The following is a 24,566-nucleotide window of genomic DNA, read 5'->3' as shown; positions in this document are numbered from 1 at the left end:
TTATTTTTTATTTTATTTTTTTTGAATTAAAAAGTTTAATTTCTATATTTGCAACCCCAAAGGAACACAGCTGATGTGTAAATTTGCGAAAGTAGCTCAGTTGGTAGAGCACGACCTTGCCAAGGTCGGGGTCGCGAGTTCGAATCTCGTCTTTCGCTCCAAATGCCTTCCTACCAGAAGGCATTTTAGTTTAAGTTAACCAAGCCGATGGAGATCGGTAGCGGCTAATGCTCGGGTGGTGGAACTGGTAGACACGCAGGACTTAAAATCCTGTGCTTTCAAAGGCGTGCGGGTTCGATTCCCGCCCCGAGTACAACAAAAAAATCGATAAAAAAGCCATCAGAAATGATGGCTTTTTTTATGTTAGACCCTCTTTAACAGACTTGCCTTAGAATCAATTTTCATTTTACATCCTGGTATTTTCCGGATTTATAGGTTAAGCCCACACCAAGCGTTTCTTTAAGCTGCAGCTTACCTATTTGATTGTTATCATAAAATAAACCGGCCGTAATCTGTGTAGAAATAAAGCGGTTCACTTTCATATCAAGAATGGCAGAATAGGCCACCACTAAATTCTGCGCATCTTTAAGGTAATTGCTAAAAACAACTAAACTGTTATCTAAAAGGATATTTTCCATTAGTTTAGCCTTATACCTTCTACCTAAATAAGCTCCGAACTGATAAACCAAATGTTTGCCCGGCTCCACACCAAAAGCTTCTGTTAAACCATCTCTATTTCGGGCGATTCAATACCCTAGAAAAATAACTACTCCATCTCCGCCGGGGCTATCTAACAGATCTACTATGGCTGAAGTTTATCCTTATCAAACAGACTTATAAATCCCTGTAATGCTGGCGAAGGCGGCACATCTTTCCGGTACACAAATAAGGTAGTCATTAATCCAAGTTCGCGTGGGAGAGCAAAAGTTTTGATTTTCTTCCCACTATAAAAAGTAGTAATGATTTCTTTGGGCAGGAAACTAAAACCAATACCCGATTCAATAAAATTAACCACCCCTTCAATAGAGTTCATCACCGTTTTATGATACTGATCAATCCCCTTGCTCACCAGCCATGAATCGAGCCTTGCCCTGAATACACAGCCCTGATCAAACACGATGGTTCTAATCGGTTTCTTTTCCAGTAGTTCCTCTAAACTTTTGCAATTGCCAGGGGCAACCACAACAATCTCTTCTTCTTTGATCCTGATCTGTTCCAGTTCCGGATGATCAATCGGCGAAGGTACAAAGGCGGCGTCCAAACGATAATTTAGCACATCACTCAACAAGCTCGGACGCATGGCAGATCTAAATTCAAGGTCGACGTGGGGGAATTTAACGGCAAGTTCATTAACCATTTTTGGTCCTTCAAGCGTCATCATTGTTTCCAGAAAGCCAATTTTAACCTGTCCTTTAACGCGGTCATTTTTACCTATTGTTCTTTTAGCTTCATCTATGATGTGATTAAGCTGCTTGCTATAACGCATTAAGGTCTCCCCTGCTGCCGTTAGCGCTACTTTTCTGGATGTTCTTGTAAAAAGTAGCGTACCGAATTCTTCTTCAAGGTTTTTAATCCTGGCAGTAACGTTCGATTGTACGGTGAACATGGCTTCGGCTGCTTTTGTAAAACTGCCATAATGGGCAACTGCCTCAAACAAATTAAGATCATTGGTATTCATAAATCACAAATTAAGATTCATAATATCATTATAAATCATTTTTAATGATTAAATATACTCTATAGTTTTGTTAAAAAAAAACAATAAATGAAAAACCTAAAATTGGCCGGCATTATCCTGGCTATTTTGTTAACAAAATTAAACGTTATGGCACAATCAACTCCAATAACACATCCAACTCCATCATCAGCTAATGTCCATTATCGCCGTATAAATGTAAATGGCCTGAGTATCTTTTATCGCGAAGCCGGTCCTGTAAATGCACCAACCATTTTACTGCTTCACGGTTACCCAACTTCATCGCACATGTTCCGCAACCTCATCCCTATGTTGAGTGAAAAATACCATGTAATTGCACCTGATTTGCCAGGCTTTGGTTATACAGACCTCCCTGAGCGTTCTAAATTCGATTATACCTTCGATAACCTGGCCAAAACCATGCAGGGTTTTATCGAAGGATTAAAACTTAACCGTTTCGCGGTGTATGTTTTTGATTATGGAGCACCTACCGGATACCGCCTCGCTTTGGCTAATCCAGAAAAAATCACAGGAATTATTTCGCAAAATGGAAATGCTTATACAGAAGGCTTAAGCGAAGGTTGGAACCCCATACAACGCTATTGGAAAAATGATACACCAGGCAACAGAGCAGCTTTGAAGGAGTTTTTAACCCATGATGCAACTAAATTCCAATATCTTACGGGAGTTACTGACCCATCTGTTATTGCTCCAGAATCTTATACCTTAGACCAGTACTTTCTCGACCGCCCGGGTGTGGCAGAGATTCAGCTGGATTTTTTAAAGGACTATAAAAGCAATGTAGCGCTATATCCCAAATTCCAGGAATACTTTAGAACATACAAACCAAAGATCTTAGCCGTTTGGGGCAACAAAGATCCTTTCTTTTTACCAGCGGGAGCAGAAGCTTATAAAAAAGACGTACCTGATGCAATTGTTAAATTTTATGATACAGGCCATTTTGCATTAGAATCGCATGGATATGAAATAGGAAATGAGATCCTGAAATTTTTAGCGACTTTACCTAAATAATCCATCATACCACAATTGTTTACTTGAAGCAGGCAATTGTGGCAATAAAAATTAATTTTATCTCTAATAAATAAAACCATGGAACAAAAACCTCCAATGCCACCATTTACCTATGAAACTGCTATACAGAAAGTGCAAATGGCAGAAGATGCCTGGAACAGCCGTGATCCGGAGAAAGTATGTCTGGCTTATACTATTGATACGGAATGGCGCAACCGAAATGAGTTTATTAATGGCCGCGAAGAAGTTAAAGCCTTTTTAACCACCAAATGGGCCAATGAACTGGATTACAAACTTAAAAAAGAGTTATGGACCTTTGCCGAAAACCGCATAGCAGTGAGGTTCGAATATGAATGGTGTAACAGCGCTGGCCAATGGCACCGCAGTTATGGCAACGAGCTTTGGGAATTTGACGAAAATGGTTTGATGCAGAAACGTTATGCCAGTATTAATGATTTGGAGATTACAGAAAAGGATCGCTATTTGTAATTTGCAATGGTTGGCAGGAAAATGAGAAACAAAATCTTTGAACGATACCGGATGGTTCAAAGATTTTGTAATTGTCTTCATTTCTATCCCAAATGTATTACCGCATAAAGCGCTACTATAGAAATCGTCGTCCAAAGCAACAAACCCTGAAGCAAAGGCCTGAAACCTACCGCTACAATTTACAAGTATATGGATTCTGGTTTGTTAGTTCATTAGCCATTCGTTAATTAGTAATTCGTTAATTGGCTTGATTGACTATTGTTTATTGGTGATTAATTATTAGTTATTATCCATTGTTTATTGTCTATTGATGATCGTTTATTGATCATTGGTGATTATTCAAATCCTTTTTTAAAAGCATAATCAACTCTAACCTGCCAACTCATGATTCTGCACTAAAACCCAGTTCTTCCAATAACTTTGCACAATACCACTCTTGCCTTGGCAAATGAAAAGGTCCTTTAAATAAGTTGCCTTTAGCGGTTTGTGCGACGGTTCCATCGCGGTGCAGGTAGCCGAACCATTCACCATATTCTTTATCGTGAAATTTATCGTAAGCATAATCATGAACCATTTTATGCCAGCGGGCATATTTTTCATCGCCAGTTAACGTGTAGGCCAGTAATGTCGCAATTATGGTTTCGTTCTGCGGCCACCAGAATTTCATATCCTGCCAATATTCCTGCACCGGTTTATTGTACACATCTTTAAAATACAAAATCCCGCCATATTTTTTGTCCCAGCCACGCTCCCACATATAATCGAGCATTTTACAGCCCAGTTTAATCAGTTCGGGATCGTTATTACGGTATTTTGCTTCGTGCAAGATAAACCAGGCACCTTCTATGGCATGGCCGGGATTTAAAGTTCTTCCATCTATATGATCGATTATACTGCCATCTGGCGCTACCTGTTCCATCACACACTGAATATCATCTTTCACAAAATCGTTTTTGATTTCTTCAATCCATTTAGAAATCCATTCGTCGCAACGGGGATCGCCAATGGTTTCTCTCAGCTGCTGGGCAGTATTCATCATAATCATGGGCACTCCAATACCTTTTGCTGGCCTGGTACCGGTAAACTTTGCTGGTAATAAACCTGGTGTTGTGGCATATTCGATACACTTTCCAAACAGATACCTCGCCTTTTCAGCAGCGGTTTCATCACCACTTGCCTGTGCATAAGCAGCATTGGCAATCACCGCAAAGGTTTCAGAAAAATAATAGCGCCTTTTGCGAATCGGTTGCCCATCACGGGTTACATGAAAAAACATCTGTTCGTCAGTGTCAAAACAATGGTTATTTAAAAAGTCGATACCAGATTTGGCTCCATCTAACCATTCCTTTTTATGTTCAATTGTATTACAAAGGGTTGATAACAACCATGCAGCACGGCCCTGGATCCACACCGCTTTATCGTCGTCGATCAAACTTCCATCCCGGTCTCGCATGAGCAGGTAACCGCCATGTTCGTGATCAATTGATCTTGGAAACCAAAATGGAACCGTATTATTTAATAACTGGTTTTTATAGAATACAGCAAGATTTTGCAGTTCTTCGGCAGTATAACTCATATTTTTTAATTTATAGAAATGGAAAAAGTTGAAGCCGGCAGTTTGGCTTCGTTCATTAAATTGGCACGGGTAAAGGGCTGCCAGGCATATAAAACTTGTATGATCTTTAACTTCGCAGGTACAGTTAAATGCACGGTATTGTTAAAAATAACTGCTTTAACAGGCCAATGATTCCCTTTCTCATCTTCTACTTCAAAGCCTTTTACTGCTAAGCCGGAACCAGCCATCAGTTTTATAGCATGAGCAAAGCGAATAATGATGGTATGCCCATCCCTTCTGGCTGTCACCGCTACGGGACCACTGGCTTGAATCTGCCTATGATAACTGTTTTTTATGGCCAATAAAGCCAGCCGTTCACCTATTTCTTTCTTATGTGCAGGATGAACATTAAGCGAATCGCCCAGATCGGAACTTACCGCCATGCCCGAATTTGGGATAATGGCCTGCAGTTTCCGTTGCGCATCTCTAAAATAGGGCCATGAAGGGCGATCAATAGAGGCAAGTTGAACATAATAAAAAGGAAAATTATCATTCCATTTTTTTCGCCAGCTTTTAACCAACAAAGGAAATTCATGATTAAATAACTCTACATTGTGCGCATTGCTCTCTCCCTGGTACCATATCACCCCTTTTATCGGAAATTCGGTTAAAGTTGAGATCCCCGCTTCATCATTGTAAGCAGGTTCGTAAGGGTGCCGCTGTTTTGGATTAATCGCATTTTTAAGATTTACCGATGCCCTGCCACTTACCCAATCCTGGATAAAGTCAGATTTACGCCAGTTGGCTAACAGATCAACGAGGAGATCATCATTTTCTAACGTTTTTCGATCCATCCACGATTCTAATGTTGATCCACCAACTGCCATTTGAATAAGTCCAATCGGAACCTTTTCGCTAGAGGCTAGCTTTTCTCCAAAATAATAAGCCACTGCAGAGAAATCGCCCACTGTGTTTTCTTCAGGTTTGGCCCAGCTTCCGGAAAAATAATTAAGCGCATTAACTGCGTCCAGTGTTTTGGTGTCCCATGTAATGTTATCTGTTTCAGCAAGTGGATTAAACTTCAATAACCTGATGGAAAGATTTTTATTTAAATGGCTTAAGGTAGGCTGGGCAGTTGCCGATGATTTTAATGCGAAAGCCATGTTCGATTGACCGGAACATAACCATACGTCGCCAATCATCACATCTTTTAATACTATATATTGTTTACCAGCCTGAAGTTTAAGAGTATAAGGCCCGCCAAATTTCATTGGTTTAAAAAACACTTTCCACTTCCCGTTAACATCTGCTTTAGTTCGTAGCGTAAGGTGGTTAAACTCAACTTCAACCTGATCTCCCGCATTTGCTGTTCCATAAACCGGAATTTGTTTATCGCGCTGTAAAACCATGTGATCGGTGAACAATGGGTGTAATTTGAAGCCGCCAAAACTCCCTGTTAAATGTGCATATACGGTTTTAGCAATTATAGCTGCTCCGGTAGTATCCGGGTGCAGGTAATCAGCAAATAAGTCCGGACGGTTATTCAATGCTGTATTGAGGTCGATGAGCTCAAATGCATTTGCTTTTGCTATCTGTACAATTTTATCCTGAATCTGCCAGTACCAATCGCGTGTTCCCGATTTAAACCTCGGATGACCACTAAAAATGGGGCTTAGTTTGCAGATATAAATTTTAAGCTTAGGGTTTCCCTGTTTTAAGCTGTCTATCAGCCATTGGTAATCCGATTGAAAATCGCCTTTATAATTTGGCCAGTTCCTAGGATCGGTATCATTTAAACCAAGGTGGATAATCGCAATATCAGGGCGAAAATTTAATACCTCGCTAAATTCTTTTGTTTTATAGTACGGATTATGGCCCTTTTTCAGCAATGTAGCCCCGCTATGACCAAAATTACCCACCAAATATTGCTCACCCAAAAGCTGTTGCAATTGTGCAGGGTAAGCTTCTTTTTTCGGATCTGGCAGCAAATAACCCGCTGTTACAGAATTTCCGATGCAGGCTATTTTTATTTTTTGTGCATAAGTATTTGCGCCGAACAGTAAGATCAGCCCGATTGATAGTCTTAAAAAAGCTTTCATTGAAGGTTATTTAACAATTTCGCTCACCGGAATGCGGACAAAATATAGATCTTTCAACCCTTCGTAAAAGAAGCCTATGGTTTTGTCATCAATCTTTGTTATGGAAGAATAACCATAAAACTTTCTGTCATCGATAAGGAGTTCATTTTTCCTGTTCCAGCTTTCACCCAGATCCAAACTGGCTTTTATGGTTAAATTATAACGGTTAAACTGTGTATTATTATTCCCGAAAAACACTACCTCTTTCTGTCTGCCCTTTACCAGTACATTTGCTTTAATAAAACTTGCCATACAAACCGGATCTTGGAGGGCATTATAAGAGGTATGGTGCTCTGTCCAGGTTTTACCCAGATCTGTAGTGGTGGCTACACTTCTAAAACTGCCACGGTTATCGCGCATGTTGAGCATTAAAACACCTGGCGTGGTTTCAATAATCTGACTTTCTGTAGTATTTGGCTTTGGCCCGTCTTCTGTTTTCCAGGTTGCACCATGATCATTACTGTACAACAAAGTAGAATAAGGCATGGCATTTTCATCCCAGTATTGCGCTGCAAAAACCAGTTTACCATTTGCCATTGCGATACCGCTACCCGGCCCATTAAAAAACAGGTTCCATTCAGGATCTTTAACATTTTTGGTGATACTTTTAGGTGCCGACCAGGTTAATCCGTCATCATCACTGCTCACCAACACCAACTGGCCGGTAACATCTTCTGATAAACCGGGTTTTGATCCTGCAATAGATCTGTTTCCTTTGCTCCATAATGCTGCCACCCAAATCTTTTTGGTAACGGGATCGAAAAGTACGGCCGGATCGCCAACCCCATTGTTTTCGTTCGGTTCGCCCATGTCCATAATCACTTTCAATGGCGCCCAGCTTTTGCCCCCATCGGTACTTCGGCTCATCCCTACATCAATATTTCCGGGCAGGTCTCCTGAATTTTTATAGCGGATATCGTAAACGGCAATTAATGAGCCTTTATCTGTGGTGGTTATCCCGGGGATCCGAAAGGTATTGATACCGTTTTCACCAGCTTTTTTTACTGCGATGCCTAATCTTTTTACATAATCCTGCCCCTCTTCTGTCACTGCGTATTTTTTAGCACCTGCATCTTCAACCTGGCTAACATGAAATTCGATTTTGGAATCGATATCGGCATCCTCTCTAAGCTTAGCACTAAACCAAATGTAATGCATCCCTGGCTTAAGGTTAATGTTCACCTCAAAGCTAATATTTACAGTGGCAGGGTTTATGGTAGTTAACTTATTTTTAGCTGCAAAAAGCGGTTCCTGATCGGTAAAATACACATCGATTTTTTCGACAGACTTAAGCCCCGCGGGATTGAGCCTGGCAGCTATTTTTTTAAATGAAATTTCTTTTTCACCAGCCGGGATATAAATCAATACCCGCAAAAGCGGATTCGTTTCCAATCCTTTTAAAACAGGAACCACAGGTGATGAGACTGTAATCGTGATTCCTTTTGGCGGTGAGGCTTTTAATGCAAATGAAACGAATAGGAGCAGCAAAGCTAAGCCTGCTTTTATTTTAAATTTTCTCATAATTTTCTGTTGATTTAAGCATCTTCAAAATCGTTAAATTTCGGACGCAGGAAATAAAGCTGAATCATCAGGGCGATAAAAACAATAATGGATAACATGGCGAAATCTTTCCCAAGGCTGCCCGAATCAGTTGATTTACCTAATAAATCGGTAATAAAAGCCCCTGCAAAAACACCGGTCATATTCATTATGCCATAAGCCGTAGCCCTGTATTTTGAAGAAACAAACTGACAAAGAATAGGCATATTATTGGCATCGAACATGCCATAACCAAAACCGAAACAAAAGGCCGCCCCTATGATATTGAACAAAGAATGCCCAAAACCGATCAGCAATAAAGACGGAATGGTTAAACCCAGGCCAATGGCGCTGGTATAAATACGCCCTTTAATATTTTTCTGCACCCACCTGTCGGATAAAATGCCTCCAAAAATTACCCCTAAAAATGAAGAGGCAGCAATGGTAATCGTCGAAATTGGTCCTGCCTGTGCCATATCGATTCCTAAATTATTGGCAAATAAGGTAGGAAGCCAATTTTTAGTTGCCCAACCGGGTAAACTAGGGATGGCAAAATAGATGAGGATTATCCAGAAAGAAATATTGCTGAACAAAAGCGCCAGTCCTTTAAAAAGCGAGGGTTTAAGTTGAACAGACTTTTTTTCCTGCAATAGCACCTTCTTTTTTTCTCTTAGAAAAAATACCAAAATCAATGCGTAAACAATCCCAACAAAACCAAAAGAATGGAAAGTAGCCTGCCATGAAAATTTTGAAGCAATGGTTGCACCAAAACCGCCCAGTGCCTGCCCCATGTAAAGGCCCGTCATGTGGATGCCAATGGCTACCGATCTGGTTTTCGAACTGTGGTAATCGGCTATTAGTGATAAACCAGCCGGGATATAAAGTGCCTCACTCACCCCCATTAATGCTCTTAACCAGTAAATCTGATTAAAAGTAGTAGCGTAGCCCATTAAAAAAGTAACCAGCGACCAAACCAGTAAACTGCCCACAATTAGCCATTTCCGGTTTAATTTATCGGCAATAATTCCAGATATGGGGCTCATTAAGCCATAAATCCATAGAAAAATAGCCATCAGATAGCCAAAATTGGTAGCCGACTGTAGTTCGGCAATATCCATCTGCATGGCAGGCTTCATGGTTGAAAGCATTTGACGGTCCATGTAATTTAACAAGGCTACAAACCAAAGCAGTGCAACTACCACCCATGCGTATCTTTTCTCTCTCATCTGTTAGACTTTAATTTCCCCACCAAAATATTGGGCGTTCTTATTCCTGCTTTAATTTCTCCCCCCGCTATAATCACCTCATGACCTGAAACCACTGCATTGGTGGTAACTATACCATAAGGCATCAGGTTTTTTAAGGTTTGCCAGGTGTTGTTTGTAATATCATATTTTAAAACTGATCTGCTAAAACCGGGGTGATTAGATTGCAGTTTAATTTTCTGCTGATTTAAGTTCTCTTTTTTAATAGGATCTTGCTCCTTTTCGATTGCTGCTATCAGTTTTTCTGCCTGATGGAAGGTTTCGCCCTGATCGCCACTGAAAATTAAAAGATCTTTTCTGTTTGCAATACCGGCAGCCGCAGATAAAACACAAGGCAATGATTTTTTCACGGTCCAGTTCTGTTTATCTATATTAAAGGCAAATACACTATTGTAAATGGTGCTGGTATCACCCTGGTTTCGTTTTCTCCCTCCAATGAGGAAAATTTCATGACTATCTTCAGGATGCAGCAAAACGGTATGGGAAACGGAATGAGGCAGATTGGTCATTTTTTTCCATCCCTCCTGCGGTTTTGATAAATTTAATGATAAAAACAGATCGGTTGCCCCATTTTCCACTTCACCCCCTGCCAGGTAGATTACATCTCCAATTACGGTTAAAGCTGCATTGCTTAAGGCTTTTGGCAAATCAGGAAGAAAGTTAACATGTAATTGTTGAGCTTTCCAATTTAAGATCAATGCCTTATTACTCAGCCCGTTTTCATTTTCGCCACCAGCAACAACAATTCCATGCGAAGTGCTGCAAACTGCAGTGTATGCCAGATTAAAAGGTAATTTCAAGTTTTCCTTAGTAGTCATTAAATGTAGATTACCTGCAGTTTTAAGATAAAGAAAAACGTCGTCGTAATATTTCTTTTTACCTCCGTTCCAAGGCATGCCGTCAGGAAAATTTGTTCCGCCAGCAATAAGTACAACATTGTGATTGGCACCCGAAATTGCACCCGCTAAACCAATAGCTGCTTTTTGTTTAGGCGCAGGTGGTATTTTGGCTGCAACACTCCAGATTATATTTTCTACATGTTGGTGCTGTGCCAATAATTCTGGTGATATGATTGATGTAAGCAAGAAAGTAAGGTATAAAATAAAGTTTTTCATTAATATTTAATTTGGGCACAAATAAAGATAACCATTACTTGTTGCTTTCAATTTCATCATGCTCCACCCTTTCAGGTAAACATAATTTAATCCCTGATCAAGAGGATACACAGAGATAAAAATCCGTGTTAGCGGTGTACAGCTGTGGTTAAAAAAGCTTTCGATTTAAAAGCCTGAAAATCTAAATTTTCAACATCCGTTTTAAATTGTTCAAATGCCGCTGCATCCATGTTTTTAACAGGTAATCTGAATTCGCCACAATCTAACCCGATCATTTTCATATAAGCTTTACCTGTTGCAATTCCACCATATTTACCTAATAATCGGATAAAATCGATCGATTTCTGCTGCAATGCAACGGCAGTTTTCAGTTCGTTTTGTTCAAAAGCTTCAATCAATTGATTATACAAAGGAGCAAGGTAATTAAATGTACTTCCTACAGCACCTTTTGCGCCTAAAACCAGTGCAGAAAGCATATTTTCGTCGCGCCCCCAAAGCATATCGTATTTGTTATTTTTGAAACTCATACAGGATAGAAAATCCATAAAATCCTCATGGGTGTATTTTATGCCTGCGAAATTTGGTATTTTACCATCAACGGCTTCCAATAAATCAATCATATTGTGGTTTGCGCCTGTTAATACAGGAATATGATAGTAATAAAATGGCATATCGGGTACAACAGTAGCAATTTCGGCACACATTTCGGCCAAAACTTCAACAGTTGCGGGTTTGAAATAAGATGGCGCAGTAAATGAAACGCCATAAAGGCCTATTTCTGAAGCGTGTTTCGCCAATACTTTGCAATCAGCCAGGCAGGTTCCCCCAAGTAAGGTCATTACTTTAAAATCCGAATCGCTTTTGCAGGCATCAGCCCATGCTGCGGCTACTTTCATTTTTTCATCAAGCGTAAGCGAAACCCCTTCTCCGGTTGATCCACAGATAAAAGCACCTGTAACACCGTTCTTTTTTAAAAATGAATAATATTCCGGAATAAGCTGCAGGTTTAATTCACCATCCTGATGAAATGGAGTAAATGGTGCAGCAATAAGTCCTTGTAATTTAATGTTTTGCATATTGTATTTCTGTATAATTTAAAAGGTAGTACTGAACGTTGCCAATTTCTACTGACTTCAGCATTAAGAATTAATGGAGAAACCTTTAAGTTTAAAGATTTCTCCGTTCCGCTTCACTCCATCCGATAGCTATCAAATCGAAATGACGTTCCATTTCTTTAAAAAACCGGATAACCCGGGTTTTGTACCAGCGCCCTGTTGTTGGTAAGCGTACTCCGGTCTAAAGGCCATAAAAGCTTATAGGAAGTTGCCGCGGTAATGCTTGTATACTCGTAAACGAAACTATCGCCCATGCGCCTTAAATCGTACCAACGTTTTCCTTCACCAACAAACTCCAGAAAACGTTCTTTTAAAATGGCTTCATTTGCATTTACATCCACCGCTTGGTTTGGATACCCCAAAGTAGCTGCATTATAATTTGCGCCATATCCCCTCGCCCTAACCAGGTTAATTTCTGCCACCGGACTTTCACCTAAAATCACCTTTGCCTCAGCCAGTAAAAGTAAAAGGTCTGCATAGCGATAAATCAAAAAATCGTTTGTATAAACCCTGTTACCCGAATTTTGCTCGCCCTGATATTTTTTAAGAAAAGCACCTGCAATTGAATAAGTTCCGGCAGTATTTTTAGTATAGGCGGCCTGAATGGAAACATTTTTTCGCAGATCGAGATTATTGAACTTGCGGTATGTAGCAATTTTGGTTGGCGCCCTTAACAAGCCGCCATAATTATCGGTAGCTACATCAAATTTACGGTTGCCCACCGAATCGTAAAAATTAACAATTAAACCTGTTTGAGGTACATAATTACCGATGAAACCCAATGTAGCTTCGTCTAATTTATTTTTGGAAGAGAATATAATTTCGTTGTTATCCTTGTTGGTGGTCGAAAAAACATCGGTAAAATTTGGCAATAATGATAATGTAACATTTGCCTGGATATCGGTTAATGCCGTTTTAGCTGTTGTAGCATCGGCTAGTCCTCCGCTCCGGTGTGCATTCCACAGGTAAACTTCAGCTTTCAACATTTGGGTAGCTGCTTTTGACCAAAATCCTTTTTTATTTTTAGCATCAAAAACATAGCTTGATCCAAAATTTGAATTAGAAAGCTCAATATCCGCTTTAATAAGTGCCATTACATCGGCCTCGCTTGATGCAGCTTTAGCCAGGTTGGATACATCAACTGAGGTTGTGGGCGCTGTTTGGATAATGGTTTTGCCCCAGGTTCTATACATCTGGAAATAATAAAAAGCACGTAAACCATAGGCCATCCCAAGATAATTTTTCTTTTTTGCATCTGGTAGAATACTGGTTTCATTCAGTTTTTGGATCAGTAAATTAATCTGGTTGATATTGGTATAAAAACCACCAAAACCACTAACGCCTGCGTTATCGGCATCGAGTGTTTGCAGCCACATGCGCTCTAAACCCTGCGTTGCCTCGCCTGTAAAAGTCGCTGTAGAACCGGGATCAGTACCGAAAATATCAGAACGCAACTCTCCCAAATATTGAAAATTAGCATTGTGCCCCCTAAAACGGGTATATACGCCATTTACGAAAGCATCAAACTGATCGGCAGTTTGCCAATAACTTGCATCGCTTAAACTACTCACCGGACTTAAGTCCAGTTCATTTTTACATCCGGTAAAGATCAGGCCAGACAGGCTTAACAGTACCAATATATTTCTAAATATCGTTTTCATCTTTTGATCGTTTTTTTGTTAAAAGCCCACCTGAAGTCCCATTATAAATGTCCTCGGTGTTGGATACGTTCCTGAATAAATACCTGTAATGGTTGTTCCTGATACCGGTGGCTCTGGCGATGGACCTGAAAATTTAGTGATGTACAAGAGGTTGCTTCCGGTTACATAAATCCTGGCGTTATTAATGAATTTTGATTTCTGTAATAGTCCTTTGGGAAGGTCGTAAGAAAGGGTAACCTCTCTCAGGCACAAATAATCACCTTTTTCATAAAACCGCGAATTGTTTCCGTTCAATACGGCATTTCCGTTGTTGGCCCGGGTATAATTTTGCTTAGAACCTGCCACCTGGTCGGCATAATAAACCTTTGGAATATCGGTATCGGTGTTCGTTGGCGACCAGGCCTGCGCCTGTAGATCGATATAGTTGAAAGTACCCTGATAGTTACCCAATGTACGGGTCACAAGATCGTTGTAAATGGTATGTCCTAAAGCAAAATCCCATCTGTTGTAAAACCCAAACCCCTTGTAACTGGCATTGAAATTAAAACCACCCGTCCATTTTGGATAAATGTTACCCAAATAAACCTGATCCCTCGAATCGATGATGTTATCACCATTTACATCCTGCCAGTTCACATCTCCGGGGGTAATTCTTCCGTTAACTCCTGGAGCTAAATTGGGTCCGGTTACACCAGCTATAGCATCGGTTCTGTTGCCTGCAACTGCAGCAACCTCGGCGACATTTTTAAAAATAGAAACCTGACGGTAACCGTACATATTCCCAAGGGGCTGGCCTTCCTGTAAACCACCTACCCATATCACCTGACCTGATGCAGGATCGTAAATCTGTAAACCACCTTGTCTGTTGCTCTCATTTCCGTTGAAAGGCAATTTCAGGATTTTGTTTTTTACGAATGATGCATTGGCACCTGCATTTAATTTAAAATCGCCTTTGCTTAAGATTTTTGCATCTATTCCAATTTCAATTCCTTTGTTCTGAAATGTACCTAAATTGGTTCTGAAACTTGAAAATCCGGTATAGCTCGGCAGGTCAAGATTGGTTAACAGATCACTCGTTTTACGGTCGTAATAATCAAAAATAACAGTAATGCGGTCGTTTAATAAACCCATGTCTAAACCCAGATCTGTGGTTTTACTTTTTTCCCATCTTAAATCACTATTAATTATTCCAGTGTTCAAAAAACCTGCACTTCCATTATAATTTCCCTGTAAGCTGTAAACACCTTGCGTTTCGTACCGGCCCAAACCTGCAATATTTCCATTCTGGCCATAGCTGATCCTTGGTTTCAGGCTCGAAATAACCTGACTGATTTTGGAATCCTTAAAAAATTCTTCGCGGTGCACGTTCCATCCTGCCGAAATCCCGGGAAAGAAACCGTTTCTATTTTCGCTGGCTAAACTAGATGCTCCATCAAGCCTAAACACAGCCGTAAACAGGTATTTCTGATCGAAATCGTAAGCAAAACGGCTAAAAGCTGATAAAATCTTATATTCTGTTCTGGTTGTGTAATTAGATCCCGCAGCGAATGTTGTAGAGGCATTTGCGGTCGGGATATCATCAGTTGGTGCATTTTGCCCCAAAACCTGGGAAGCATAAGATTTTACATCAAAGTATTCTCCACCGCCCATCAGGTTAAAATTGTGTTTTCCGAAAGATTTGGTATAATTTAATATTCCGTTGTATTGTGTTTGAAAATCCCTGCCAAAACTACTTGTTGAGTTCCTCGTGGTACTGCTACCCGAATTGGCAAAAATCTGCGCATAAGTCTGGGTTGATTTTTGGAAAGATTGATCCAATGTTTCAAACAGGTAGGCGTTACCCGTGGCTTTGAAATAAAGACCTGGAATAATATCCCATTTTACGGCAGCATTGGCTACAACCCTGTTTACTTCATTCGAGCGGTCTAACCTGCCCAACCAATATAAAGGATTACCGTCGCTGCTGCTGTTGCCGGGATTGGCTACCGTTTTTGCTTCATCAATCCAGGGGTTAAAAGTTGGCCAGATGGCTAAGCTTCTGTATAAAGTATTTACCTCACCACCTATGGTGCCCAGTTGAGAAGATGTTGACAAGGTTACGCCTGAGCTGATTTCGACATTCGGCTTAATTTTATAGGATCCGTTAATGTCGCCAGTGTACCTTTTGTATTTCGAACCTACAATTACACCATCCTCATTATAGGCATCGAAGGCTGCAAAATATTTCCCTTTGTCATTTCCACCACTTGCACTCACATAATGATCTTTAGTATAGGTATTCTGGAAAACTAAATCCTCCACTTCTCCACCATGATCTTTATACATGATTTGTCCACCGTACGGATCGTTAACCAGCTGCCAGCCACTTGGCAAAACCGTAGTGCCCGGTATGTAGGTCCTGATATCAAAACTGGCAAGATCTGCCGCATTTGTCGACAAGCCCAAACCCCTCGAGCTATTTGCCTGGGCCAATGTTCTGCCCGCATTTAAATAACCCAAACGGGTATAGTAGATATAATCGCCGGCGCCCATATATTGGTATCCTTTGCGCTCCTGGTTATAACCTCCTGTAAATTTATAGGCAATCTGCGAACTGCCTGCTTTGCCGGTTTTAGTGGTTACCAATATTACCCCATTGTTTGCCCTGGCGCCATAAATGGCTGTTGCAGAAGCATCTTTTAAAGTTTCGATCGACTCGATGTTTTCGGAAGAAATGTCGCTTAATGACCTGATTACCCCATCAACAATCACAAGGGGTGCGCCTGGACTGTTGATAGAAGCTCCGCCACGCAGCAATATTGAAGGTGCGGCTCCAGGCTGTCCGGATGCAGTAACTACCTGTAGCCCCGGAACGGTACCCTGCAAAGCTGAAGCGGCGTTTGATCGTGGCGTATTGGCCAATACTTCTTTATCTAATTTAGAAATAGAACTGGTAACACTCCTCCTGTTTTGTGTACCATAGCCCACTACCACTACTTCATCTAAACCTTTGCTATCTTCTAAAAGCTTTACATTAACGTTGGCCTGATCCTGAATGGTTACTTCTTGCGACAAGTAGCCGATTAAACTAAAAACCAACACGTCGCCTTTATTAACCTTAATGGAATAAGTGCCTGCCGGATTGGTTGATGTTCCGTTTTTAGTGCCCTTAACCAAAACGGTAGTACTTGGGATTCCTTGTCCTGAGGCATCTGTAACTTTCCCGGTGACGGTTTGCTGTGCAAATGCCGGAATTGTTACCATTATCATTAAAAATGGTAAACAATGCCTGATGAGTTTAAAGTAAATTTCTTTCATAATTTGGTTATATCAATTTGTATTATGTTATACATAATAATACTAAGTACCGATTTATTTTATTTATTTGCAAATGGTTTCAATAAAATTTCTACAAAAATCTAGTAGCTTAACTTTATATTTGCTCAGAAACCCATTTAAAGCCAGATTTCAACAGAAAAATAAATTATACATAATAATGGAAAGCATCAGTAATTTTAAACAAGTGGATACCAGTTCGTTGGTAGATCGTGTAGAAGATAAGCTTGTTCAGCTTTTACAGGAGCGGAAGCTGAAGGTTGGAGACAGCATCCCTACCGAGCTTGAACTGTGTGCAGCCCTTGGCGTAAGCAGAACCGTTGTACGGGAGGCCATGTTAAGATTACGGATGATGGGGTTAATCGAATCGAAAAAGAAAAAAGGAGCAGTAATCACCAGTCCAGATTTATTTGGCATCCTTTCTAAAAGTATGAATCCACATATTTTAGACCAGGGAACCCTCAAAGAAATTTTTGAGATCAGGCTGGTGCTCGAAATCGGAATGGCCGATTTTCTTTTTCAGCGCATTACAGATGAGGACCTGAAAGAACTGAGGACCATTGTTAACAATGAACCCGAAGCTTCGCAGGATCACCTCTTTAATATCGAACACGAGATTGCTTTTCATGGAAAACTCTATGATATTACGGGAAATGAAACCCTAAGAAAATTCCAGAGTATGCTGTTGCCGATATTTGATTTTGTACACAATAGCGGCCTGCTTAAAAAACAGGGACAGCTGCATAAATTCGTATCCCATAAAGGCCTGGTTGATATTTTGGAAAACGGATCGCCTGAACTTTTCCGCAATGCGATGAGAAACCACCTGGAAAATCATTTTAACCGTTTGTTTGCAGAAGAATAGGTTGGTTCAATAGTTTATTAGCCACTGGTTCATTGGCTATTGGTAACTGATCATTGCTCATCGGTTATTGTTCGAAAAAATTTTTTAAGAATAATCGACTTCAGACTAAAGACTCCGGACTCTCAAACAACTAAATCCATTTAGACTTGTTATTCGTTTATTTATATATAAAAACACATACAATGAAAATATTAATTGCACTATCATTCCTGTTAAGTTTTGGTTTTTATGCCAACAGTCAGGAAAGTAAAACACAAATAAAAAATCCATATTACTCCCGAACCGATACCAAAAAACTAAACGTTAAAAATTCGGAATGGAAAAAGATTTTATCGCCGGCTTTATATGCAGTTGCGCGTGAAGCCAATACGGAAAGAGCATTTACAGGAAAATTATGGAATGCCAACCAAAAAGGAACCTATTATTGCGCCGTTTGTGGCAATGCCTTATTTAAATCAGACGCTAAGTTTGCAAGTGAATGCGGCTGGCCGAGTTTTTTTGAAACCATCCGCAAGGGAAGTACCATTTATAAAGAAGATAACAGTTTAGGCATGGAACGCATAGAAGTAGAATGCGGACGCTGTAATTCGCACCTTGGCCATATTTTCGACGATGGACCTGCACCTACGCACAAACGTTACTGCATGAATTCGATAGCGCTCGATTTCGAACCTGATGGTTTCGCACAGTAAACAGCTTAAAACAAAAAAGGCTTTCTTTGCCATAAAGAAAGCCTTGCTCAGAAAAATCCCCTATTTAGCTTAGCATAATCTGGTAATTTACATTTACTCTTTTCGGATAATTGCTTTCCTCATTGTTTAGGGAAACAAATGCAGCATTTCCATGAACCTGATTTTTCAATGCATGCTCATAATGCGCCTGGATGGTTTCCTGGTAATCGTGCTGAACGCTTTTTGTAGTTTCGGCTAAAAGATTTCTGTCATTCAGGTTTTCCGGCAATAAAGTGATATCGCAGTTTCCTTCACTGATTTCTTTGACTAAGTATTTCATTTTTGGTTTTAAATCTTCGTTTCCTGTTTTATGAATAACATTTCGAGAACGGTCAAAAATATGGTAACTCTTTATTTTTCATGTAATCTAAAAGTTAATTTTTTGACCCAAATGCTGTATTAATTTCAATTCACAGCGTATAATTGAAACGACAAGAGCCCCATAAAAGTAAAATAACAACATGTAATCATCTGAATCAGCTGGTTGTAAAGGATTGTTAAAAGATTGAAACTTTTATCAAAAGCTATTGTTCTTTATACAGAACGTATTTATTTACAATATGTTAATCTAAATTACAGGATAAGGAAATGAAAAAGATATTGGTGGTTGATGATAACAGGGATATATTAGAAGTAATAGAATTGATTTTAAGTACTGAAGGTTACGAGGTAAATGGATTATGGGATGCAAGTATGCTTAATCAAAGAATAACAGATTTTAACCCTGATTTAATTTTACTGGATGTTATGTTGGGCGTTTTAGATGGCCGCGACCTTTGTAACCTGCTCAAGAAAAATAAACTAACCGATCATATTCCCGTAATCATGATCTCAGCAAGTCATAGCCTTGGCGACATGAATAACCACATTTGTCATCCAAACGATTTTATTGCCAAACCATTCGATATCAACAACCTGATCAATAAAGTTGGCGCCCAATTGATAGCTTAAGGTTTTTGTCCAAAGAAATTATTCATAAATACACTCTGAAATTTGATCGAGTTCGCCCAATATTCCCAATTGTGTACGCCGGGTCTTGTCGTAAAATCGTGAGGAATATTATTGTACAACAACTCATCATGCAAACGCAGATTAACTTTATAGAAAAAGTCTTCTGTGCCACAATCAATGGTAATCGCCAGCGATTTAGGTTTAATCAGGTATATCAGATCAATTACACTGTGCTGTTTCCAGCGCTCAGGAAATTCATCCTCCGGCCCTAATCTTTTCGGGATGTTCCATCCATTCGGAAAAGGCTTAATATCAACCCCACCACTCATACTGCCTGCAGCCCCATAAACATCCTGATGTTTAAAAGCTAAATAAAGCGCCCCATGTCCGCCCATGCTTAAACCCGTTATAGCCCTTCCCCTTTTCTCTGCAATGGTTTTATAATGCTCATCGATATAGGTCACCAGTTCTTTGGCAACATAAGTTTCGTACTTCCATTCAGGATCTACAGGACTATCAAAATACCAGCTGGTTACATTCCCATCAGGACATACAATGATAAACTGGTACTGATCTGCCAGATTTTTGATTGCCGGCACTTTATTAACCCATTCGGCATAACTTCCGCCGGCACCATGAAGCAGGTAAAGTACCGGGAAAGATTTCCCTGTTTTGTAACCATCGGGTTTAATTACCACCGCTTTAATATTCTTTTTCATAGTTTTACTATAGGTCAAAGCAGTATCTACTTCGGCAGCGTAGACGATCCTTGTAAATAAAAATAAACAAATGGTGATTAATAAGCGGTTGATCATTGGTAAATTAAAATGTAGTGTGGCAATATGATGCTAAATTTATAAAATAACTCTTCATTTTTTGCCATTTCAATGGAGTAAAGTAAAAAACATCATACAGCCCTTAACAAGGGCTCTTAAAAGATGTTAAAACTTTAAAACAATTTTGTTACATTATGGTTGTTGAACGAATGAACCTAGAAAACATGAATAAAACCTACCCATTTTACATCAAGGCGCCTGTAATCCTTTTAGGATTGGTAATTACAGTATTTATGATGAGCGTATTGAGAGACATCCTGGTACCTTTAGCTTTTGCTGCCTTAATTGCCATCCTGCTAAATCCGCTTACCAACCGTTTCGAAAGAAAGATGCCTAAAATACTCAGTATTATTCTTTCTATGCTCATTGGTTTATTGGTTGTGGTGGCGATACTTTATTTTTTATCTTCACAGGTTGCCCACTTTTTTGACGACCTGGATAGCATTAAGCAGAAATTATCGCAATTGCTTGAGCAGATCAGAAGCTGGCTACAAGATACCTTCGGTATTTCTACACAAAAGCAGATGCAAATGGTTAACGATGCAGCAAATGGCAGTAAAGCATTGATCGGCCAAACGCTTAGTGGCTTAATGGGGGTTTTAAGTGTGGTTTTCCTGATTCCGGTTTATACTTTTTTAATTTTATTATATAAAACACTGATCTTAAATTTCATTTACGAAGTATTTTCAGAGGAAAACAAACAGAAAGTTGCCGAAATTCTGGGCGAAACCAAAGCAGCTATTCAAAGTTATATTATCGGCTTATTGATCGAAACTTCAATTGTAGCGGTAATGAACTCTGCTGCCTTATTAATCCTCGGCGTACAAAATGCCATTCTAATTGGTGTTATCGGAGCGATATTAAACCTGCTTCCCTACATTGGTGGTATTATTGCCATTGCATTGCCGGTATTAATGGCCACCCTAACCAAAGATGGTTTTACCACTCAATTATTAATTATAGCAGCTTACGCTTTAATTCAGTTTATTGATAACAATATCTTAGTACCGCGTATTGTTTCGAGCAAGGTGCAGATTAATGCCTTAATTTCTATCGTAATTGTATTAATGGGTGCTGCACTTTGGGGTGTACCGGGCATGTTCCTTTCTATTCCTTTCATAGCCGTATTGAAAATCATTTTCGACCGGATAGATGGCCTTAAACCCTGGGGTAAATTGCTGGGCGATAATATACCCACAGAACACATGGGACAGATGAAAAGGTTTAGGAGAAAGAAAAAATTGGCAACGAGCTAATTTCATATTCTTTCTATTTTTTGGAAATGAGTGTTTAGTAGTAGTTCGGTAACTGTAATCCCGTTATTCGCTAATTCCGATGAAGAATCGGAACCGCTACTACCGGGTTTATTGAACAATGGTTGCTGCATAAACAGATAATTCGCTAAAAAAATATCTCACTCATGCTTAAACGCCCCGCCTATAATCTGCATACAGGCTGGGCCACCCAGACCCGATCCGATAGCTATCGGATGGAGTAGGCGCGAAGCAAAACGGAAAGCGGGGAGAAACAATAATAGCAGTAACAAATTGCTCTCCATACAAGGAAAAACTTACCACAGATTAATAACTATTTTTTTTTGAAAACGATCGTTCAGCAGCTCTTCGGAACCAGCAGTCCCGTTATTCGCTAATTCCGATGAAGAATCGGAACCGCTACTACCGGGTTTATTAAACAGAGGTAACTGCACAAACCCTAAACTTTCATTAATGCTTAAATGCCCAGCCCAAAATCTTCTTACAGTCTTGCCAAATTGCCCTCCCATTTATGATTAAAAAATTCGGGGAAAAGAAAAGCCCGCCAAAATGACGGGCTTCAAATTAATTGAGACAATTACTTCTTTTTCAGGAAAGCCAAAACGCTGCTGGCATGCTCATCCCCTTTTAACATTCCTTTAAATTTAAACACCACTTTACCATCCAGATCTACCAAAAAAGTTTCTCTTCCGGTTAAAAACATCACGTCTTTAACGCCAAACATCTTTAAAACCTTATTATCCGGATCGCTCAACAGTGTAAACGGCAGATTATGGTGTTTCTTAAAGTCGGCATGGCTTTGCACAGTGCCAGAATTTATACCGATAATCATCGCATCCGTTGATTTAAACTCCTCGTAACTATCTCTAAATGCACAGGCCTCTTTAGTACAAACACTGCTTTCATCTTTTGGATAAAAATAGATCACCAGCTTTTTCTTTCCGATGTAGTTACTCACTTTAAAATCTTTTCCGCTATCATCTTTAAGGGTAAAATCGGGGATTTTGTTTCCAACTTCCAGCTGTGGGTTTTTACCTTTAGGTTTCGATTCCTGCGCATCAGTTCCTAAGCCTATTAGACCTAGAAGAACTACCGTAGCTGCTACGATATTTGTTTTCATCATTTTTATTTAAGGATTTATCCCTACATACGTTTAAGGTAATCAAACGGATGAAAAAATAATGATTTTAATGCCTTGAAGTTTTTTATTTGAAGCTGTAACGATCAATTATTTATTTTGATTACAGCACTAGACTGCTCTAATAATCTTTTAATACCTCTAATGTCCCTTCGACTCCGCTACCATTGACGTTATATCACAAATACTATTAATAAAAACTTTAACCGCTTTCGCATTTCCGTCCAGCTAGGCCATAGCACGGTATCCCCGTTCTACTTAAATCCGGCCTAACAAATTTTTCGGGCTGCACTGTTCTAGCCGTACAACTGGCTTCAAAAGAAAAATTTTCAGCCGGCATTTTTTCTTTCTTTTTTATGCCAAAAAGAAAGAGCCATTCGGCGGCGGCGAGCCGAGGCAAGACCGTGCTGTATGGCAAAAGAAATCAATTATACATCACTCATATCGTTTTTTATACAATAAATTACTCCTCAGGATGACAAATTGTATGGTGAAGTGGGTAGTTTTATACTCGATTAGATTTCTCGACTACGTTGCACTCCGCTCGAAATGACGATTTGTTTTATTACATTTGAGCTACACGAATTACCATGAAACTAACCTCTTTTCTGTGCTTCACACTACTGGTAACAGCACTAATTTCTAAAAGTTTTGCCCAAAACAAACTTCAATCTGCCTCATTTATCACTTTTAATGGTTACAGTACCTCCTTTGCCGAAAAACTTGAAAAAAGCGAGCCTTTAACGGTTGCCTTTTTAGGTGGATCGATTACTAATATGGAAGGCTGGCGTAGATTAGTGTGCAATTATTTAACTAAAACCTATCCGCAAACCAAATTTAAGTTTATCAATGCTGGCATTCCTTCATTGGGCAGTTTACCACATGCTTTCCGTGTGCAGCGCGATGTGCTCGACAGCGGCAAAATAGATTTATTATTTGTAGAATCGGCCGTTAATGATCATGTAAACAAAACCGCCGAACAAACACAACGCCGGGCTTTGGAAGGTATTATCAGGCATACTTTAAGCAAAAACCCGAAAACCAATATCGTATTGATGGCTTTTGCCGATGAAGATAAAATCAACGATTTCGACAATGGTAAAATGCCGGTTGAGGTAAAAGTACACAGCGATTTAGCCGAATATTATCATTTGCCATTTATTAATCTGGCTTTAGAGGTGGATAAACGTATTGCCAATAAAGAATTTACCTGGGCTACCGATTTTAAAGATCTCCATCCGGCACCTTTTGGTCAGCAGCTTTATTTTAATACGATTAAAACTTATCTGGAAGAAAATCAGAAAAATACCAATAGAAAGGCAAATGCTGGCCTGCCTAAAATCATCGACAAATTTGCCTACTCCAAAGGTCAATATATAAATGTTAACGCAGCAGAAAATCTCAATACTTTTAGCATCAACAAAAACTGGAAACCAAGCGATGGTTTAGAGGCCAGACTTGGTTTTGTAAATATACCTGTATTGGAAAGCAGTACGCGAAACAGTGGCTTCGACTTAGTTTTTAAGGGCAATGCTGTGGGTATTGCCATTTTATCAGGTCCTGATGCTGGTATGCTGCATTACCGGATTGATGGTGGTGAAGAAAAAACAATCGATCTGTATACCCAATGGAGTGCGAGCCTGCATTTACCCTGGTATTTGTTATTGGGCGACCAATTGAGTGGAGGCGAACACAAACTGAGCGTACGCACCAGCGAATATCACCATCCAAAATCTACAGGATATACCTGCCGTATCGCTTATTTTCTGGTAAACAGTAATTAATTATTGATCTGGATTTCTTTATATCGTCCCCATTTGTAACCTATCGTGTGGATACATCTTTTTTAAG

The 24,566-nt window shown here is 39.7% G+C and carries 21 protein-coding genes and 2 tRNA genes; 9 read left to right on the top strand and 14 right to left on the bottom strand.

What is annotated here, in order from left to right; translation table 11 throughout:
* The first annotated feature begins 85 nt into the window (after positions 1–85).
* Both H9L23_RS05850 and H9L23_RS05845 read left to right on the top strand, forming a co-directional pair.
* Positions 86–161 (top strand) — tRNA-Gly (locus H9L23_RS05850).
* A gap of 68 nt (positions 162–229) precedes the next feature.
* Positions 230–313: transfer RNA gene (locus tag H9L23_RS05845), tRNA-Leu, on the top strand.
* Between the two features lie 88 nt (positions 314–401).
* Here H9L23_RS05845 and H9L23_RS05840 read toward each other — a convergent pair.
* Both H9L23_RS05840 and H9L23_RS05835 read right to left on the bottom strand, forming a co-directional pair.
* On the bottom strand, positions 402–638 hold the full coding sequence (locus tag H9L23_RS05840) for a hypothetical protein (protein ID WP_187594086.1): 237 nt from the start codon (positions 636–638) through the stop codon (positions 402–404).
* A gap of 164 nt (positions 639–802) precedes the next feature.
* Positions 803–1,678: a LysR family transcriptional regulator gene (locus tag H9L23_RS05835; RefSeq protein WP_187594085.1), complete on the bottom strand. Its 876-nt coding sequence runs from the start codon at positions 1,676–1,678 to the stop codon at positions 803–805.
* Positions 1,679–1,765: 87 nt separating this feature from the next.
* On the opposite strand from H9L23_RS05835, the gene H9L23_RS05830 reads away from it, so the two are divergent.
* Both H9L23_RS05830 and H9L23_RS05825 read left to right on the top strand, forming a co-directional pair.
* A complete protein-coding gene (locus H9L23_RS05830) occupies positions 1,766–2,728 on the top strand; it encodes an alpha/beta fold hydrolase (RefSeq protein ID WP_187594084.1) in 963 nt (320 codons plus the stop codon).
* A 78-nt stretch (positions 2,729–2,806) separates the two neighbouring features.
* A complete protein-coding gene (locus H9L23_RS05825) occupies positions 2,807–3,217 on the top strand; it encodes a nuclear transport factor 2 family protein (protein WP_187594083.1) in 411 nt (136 codons plus the stop codon).
* 382 nt (positions 3,218–3,599) lie between these two features.
* Here the strand turns inward: H9L23_RS05825 and H9L23_RS05820 are convergent, their stop codons facing one another.
* From H9L23_RS05820 to H9L23_RS05785, 8 genes are all read right to left on the bottom strand, one after another.
* Entirely contained in the window at positions 3,600–4,793 is a 1,194-nt protein-coding gene (locus tag H9L23_RS05820) for an AGE family epimerase/isomerase (RefSeq protein WP_187594082.1), read from the bottom strand.
* Positions 4,794–4,798: 5 nt separating this feature from the next.
* Positions 4,799–6,871 carry a GDSL-type esterase/lipase family protein gene (locus tag H9L23_RS05815; RefSeq protein ID WP_187594081.1) on the bottom strand — a complete coding sequence of 691 codons (2,073 nt, stop codon included), beginning with the start codon at positions 6,869–6,871 and terminating at the stop codon, positions 4,799–4,801.
* Positions 6,872–6,877: 6 nt separating this feature from the next.
* A complete protein-coding gene (locus tag H9L23_RS05810) occupies positions 6,878–8,431 on the bottom strand; it encodes a sialidase family protein (protein WP_187594080.1) in 1,554 nt (517 codons plus the stop codon).
* Between the two features lie 14 nt (positions 8,432–8,445).
* A complete protein-coding gene (locus tag H9L23_RS05805; RefSeq protein ID WP_187594079.1) occupies positions 8,446–9,675 on the bottom strand; it encodes an MFS transporter in 1,230 nt (409 codons plus the stop codon).
* Complete coding sequence (locus H9L23_RS05800; protein WP_187594078.1) at positions 9,672–10,829, bottom strand: hypothetical protein; 1,158 nt, start codon at positions 10,827–10,829, stop codon at positions 9,672–9,674. The genes H9L23_RS05805 and H9L23_RS05800 overlap by 4 nt, the downstream gene beginning before the upstream one ends.
* Positions 10,830–10,957: 128 nt before the next feature.
* A complete protein-coding gene (locus tag H9L23_RS05795; RefSeq protein WP_187594077.1) occupies positions 10,958–11,905 on the bottom strand; it encodes a dihydrodipicolinate synthase family protein in 948 nt (315 codons plus the stop codon).
* Between the two features lie 158 nt (positions 11,906–12,063).
* Entirely contained in the window at positions 12,064–13,605 is a 1,542-nt protein-coding gene (nanU, locus tag H9L23_RS05790; protein WP_187594076.1) for a SusD family outer membrane lipoprotein NanU, read from the bottom strand.
* A gap of 18 nt (positions 13,606–13,623) precedes the next feature.
* The gene (locus H9L23_RS05785; protein WP_187594075.1) at positions 13,624–16,902 is read right to left on the bottom strand and encodes a SusC/RagA family TonB-linked outer membrane protein; all 3,279 of its coding nucleotides are present in this window, start codon (positions 16,900–16,902) and stop codon (positions 13,624–13,626) included.
* Positions 16,903–17,080: 178 nt separating this feature from the next.
* On the opposite strand from H9L23_RS05785, the gene H9L23_RS05780 reads away from it, so the two are divergent.
* Complete coding sequence (locus H9L23_RS05780; protein WP_025144843.1) at positions 17,081–17,785, top strand: FadR/GntR family transcriptional regulator; 705 nt, start codon at positions 17,081–17,083, stop codon at positions 17,783–17,785.
* Between the two features lie 182 nt (positions 17,786–17,967).
* Positions 17,968–18,477, top strand: a complete 510-nt coding sequence (msrB, locus tag H9L23_RS05775) for a peptide-methionine (R)-S-oxide reductase MsrB (RefSeq protein ID WP_187594074.1) — start codon at positions 17,968–17,970, stop codon at positions 18,475–18,477.
* A gap of 64 nt (positions 18,478–18,541) precedes the next feature.
* Here the strand turns inward: msrB and H9L23_RS05770 are convergent, their stop codons facing one another.
* Positions 18,542–18,796, bottom strand: a complete 255-nt coding sequence (locus H9L23_RS05770; protein WP_187594073.1) for a hypothetical protein — start codon at positions 18,794–18,796, stop codon at positions 18,542–18,544.
* A gap of 308 nt (positions 18,797–19,104) precedes the next feature.
* On the opposite strand from H9L23_RS05770, the gene H9L23_RS05765 reads away from it, so the two are divergent.
* On the top strand, positions 19,105–19,467 hold the full coding sequence (locus H9L23_RS05765; protein WP_187594072.1) for a response regulator: 363 nt from the start codon (positions 19,105–19,107) through the stop codon (positions 19,465–19,467).
* Here H9L23_RS05765 and H9L23_RS05760 read toward each other — a convergent pair.
* A complete protein-coding gene (locus tag H9L23_RS05760; protein ID WP_246474860.1) occupies positions 19,464–20,186 on the bottom strand; it encodes an alpha/beta hydrolase in 723 nt (240 codons plus the stop codon). The genes H9L23_RS05765 and H9L23_RS05760 overlap by 4 nt on opposite strands.
* Before the next feature lie 281 nt (positions 20,187–20,467).
* Here H9L23_RS05760 and H9L23_RS05755 point away from each other — a divergent pair, with 281 nt between their 5' ends.
* The gene (locus H9L23_RS05755) at positions 20,468–21,559 is read left to right on the top strand and encodes an AI-2E family transporter (RefSeq protein ID WP_187594070.1); all 1,092 of its coding nucleotides are present in this window, start codon (positions 20,468–20,470) and stop codon (positions 21,557–21,559) included.
* A gap of 314 nt (positions 21,560–21,873) precedes the next feature.
* Here the strand turns inward: H9L23_RS05755 and H9L23_RS05750 are convergent, their stop codons facing one another.
* Entirely contained in the window at positions 21,874–22,086 is a 213-nt protein-coding gene (locus H9L23_RS05750; protein WP_187594069.1) for a hypothetical protein, read from the bottom strand.
* A 68-nt stretch (positions 22,087–22,154) separates the two neighbouring features.
* Complete coding sequence (locus H9L23_RS05745) at positions 22,155–22,700, bottom strand: peroxiredoxin (protein ID WP_246474859.1); 546 nt, start codon at positions 22,698–22,700, stop codon at positions 22,155–22,157.
* Between the two features lie 605 nt (positions 22,701–23,305).
* On the opposite strand from H9L23_RS05745, the gene H9L23_RS05740 reads away from it, so the two are divergent.
* The gene (locus H9L23_RS05740; protein ID WP_187594068.1) at positions 23,306–24,499 is read left to right on the top strand and encodes an SGNH/GDSL hydrolase family protein; all 1,194 of its coding nucleotides are present in this window, start codon (positions 23,306–23,308) and stop codon (positions 24,497–24,499) included.
* Positions 24,500–24,566: the final 67 nt, after the last annotated feature.

This window comes from Pedobacter roseus (genome assembly GCF_014395225.1).
Taxonomy (GTDB): Bacteria; Bacteroidota; Bacteroidia; order Sphingobacteriales; family Sphingobacteriaceae; genus Pedobacter; species Pedobacter roseus.
Note: the sequence above shows the minus strand (reverse complement) of the source record. Positions and strands in the feature narration are given on the sequence as shown.

Coding starts and splice junctions, on each gene's coding strand:
- H9L23_RS05840 (WP_187594086.1), bottom strand. CDS start 638: ATGGAAAATATCCTTTTAGATAACAGTTTAGTTGTTTTTAGCAATTAC.
- H9L23_RS05835 (WP_187594085.1), bottom strand. CDS start 1,678: ATGAATACCAATGATCTTAATTTGTTTGAGGCAGTTGCCCATTATGGC.
- H9L23_RS05830 (WP_187594084.1), top strand. CDS start 1,766: ATGAAAAACCTAAAATTGGCCGGCATTATCCTGGCTATTTTGTTAACA.
- H9L23_RS05825 (WP_187594083.1), top strand. CDS start 2,807: ATGGAACAAAAACCTCCAATGCCACCATTTACCTATGAAACTGCTATA.
- H9L23_RS05820 (WP_187594082.1), bottom strand. CDS start 4,793: ATGAGTTATACTGCCGAAGAACTGCAAAATCTTGCTGTATTCTATAAA.
- H9L23_RS05815 (WP_187594081.1), bottom strand. CDS start 6,871: ATGAAAGCTTTTTTAAGACTATCAATCGGGCTGATCTTACTGTTCGGC.
- H9L23_RS05810 (WP_187594080.1), bottom strand. CDS start 8,431: ATGAGAAAATTTAAAATAAAAGCAGGCTTAGCTTTGCTGCTCCTATTC.
- H9L23_RS05805 (WP_187594079.1), bottom strand. CDS start 9,675: ATGAGAGAGAAAAGATACGCATGGGTGGTAGTTGCACTGCTTTGGTTT.
- H9L23_RS05800 (WP_187594078.1), bottom strand. CDS start 10,829: ATGAAAAACTTTATTTTATACCTTACTTTCTTGCTTACATCAATCATA.
- H9L23_RS05795 (WP_187594077.1), bottom strand. CDS start 11,905: ATGCAAAACATTAAATTACAAGGACTTATTGCTGCACCATTTACTCCA.
- nanU (WP_187594076.1), bottom strand. CDS start 13,605: ATGAAAACGATATTTAGAAATATATTGGTACTGTTAAGCCTGTCTGGC.
- H9L23_RS05785 (WP_187594075.1), bottom strand. CDS start 16,902: ATGAAAGAAATTTACTTTAAACTCATCAGGCATTGTTTACCATTTTTA.
- H9L23_RS05780 (WP_025144843.1), top strand. CDS start 17,081: ATGGAAAGCATCAGTAATTTTAAACAAGTGGATACCAGTTCGTTGGTA.
- msrB (WP_187594074.1), top strand. CDS start 17,968: ATGAAAATATTAATTGCACTATCATTCCTGTTAAGTTTTGGTTTTTAT.
- H9L23_RS05770 (WP_187594073.1), bottom strand. CDS start 18,796: ATGAAATACTTAGTCAAAGAAATCAGTGAAGGAAACTGCGATATCACT.
- H9L23_RS05765 (WP_187594072.1), top strand. CDS start 19,105: ATGAAAAAGATATTGGTGGTTGATGATAACAGGGATATATTAGAAGTA.
- H9L23_RS05760 (WP_246474860.1), bottom strand. CDS start 20,186: ATGAAAAAGAATATTAAAGCGGTGGTAATTAAACCCGATGGTTACAAA.
- H9L23_RS05755 (WP_187594070.1), top strand. CDS start 20,468: ATGAATAAAACCTACCCATTTTACATCAAGGCGCCTGTAATCCTTTTA.
- H9L23_RS05750 (WP_187594069.1), bottom strand. CDS start 22,086: ATGGGAGGGCAATTTGGCAAGACTGTAAGAAGATTTTGGGCTGGGCAT.
- H9L23_RS05745 (WP_246474859.1), bottom strand. CDS start 22,700: ATGATGAAAACAAATATCGTAGCAGCTACGGTAGTTCTTCTAGGTCTA.
- H9L23_RS05740 (WP_187594068.1), top strand. CDS start 23,306: ATGAAACTAACCTCTTTTCTGTGCTTCACACTACTGGTAACAGCACTA.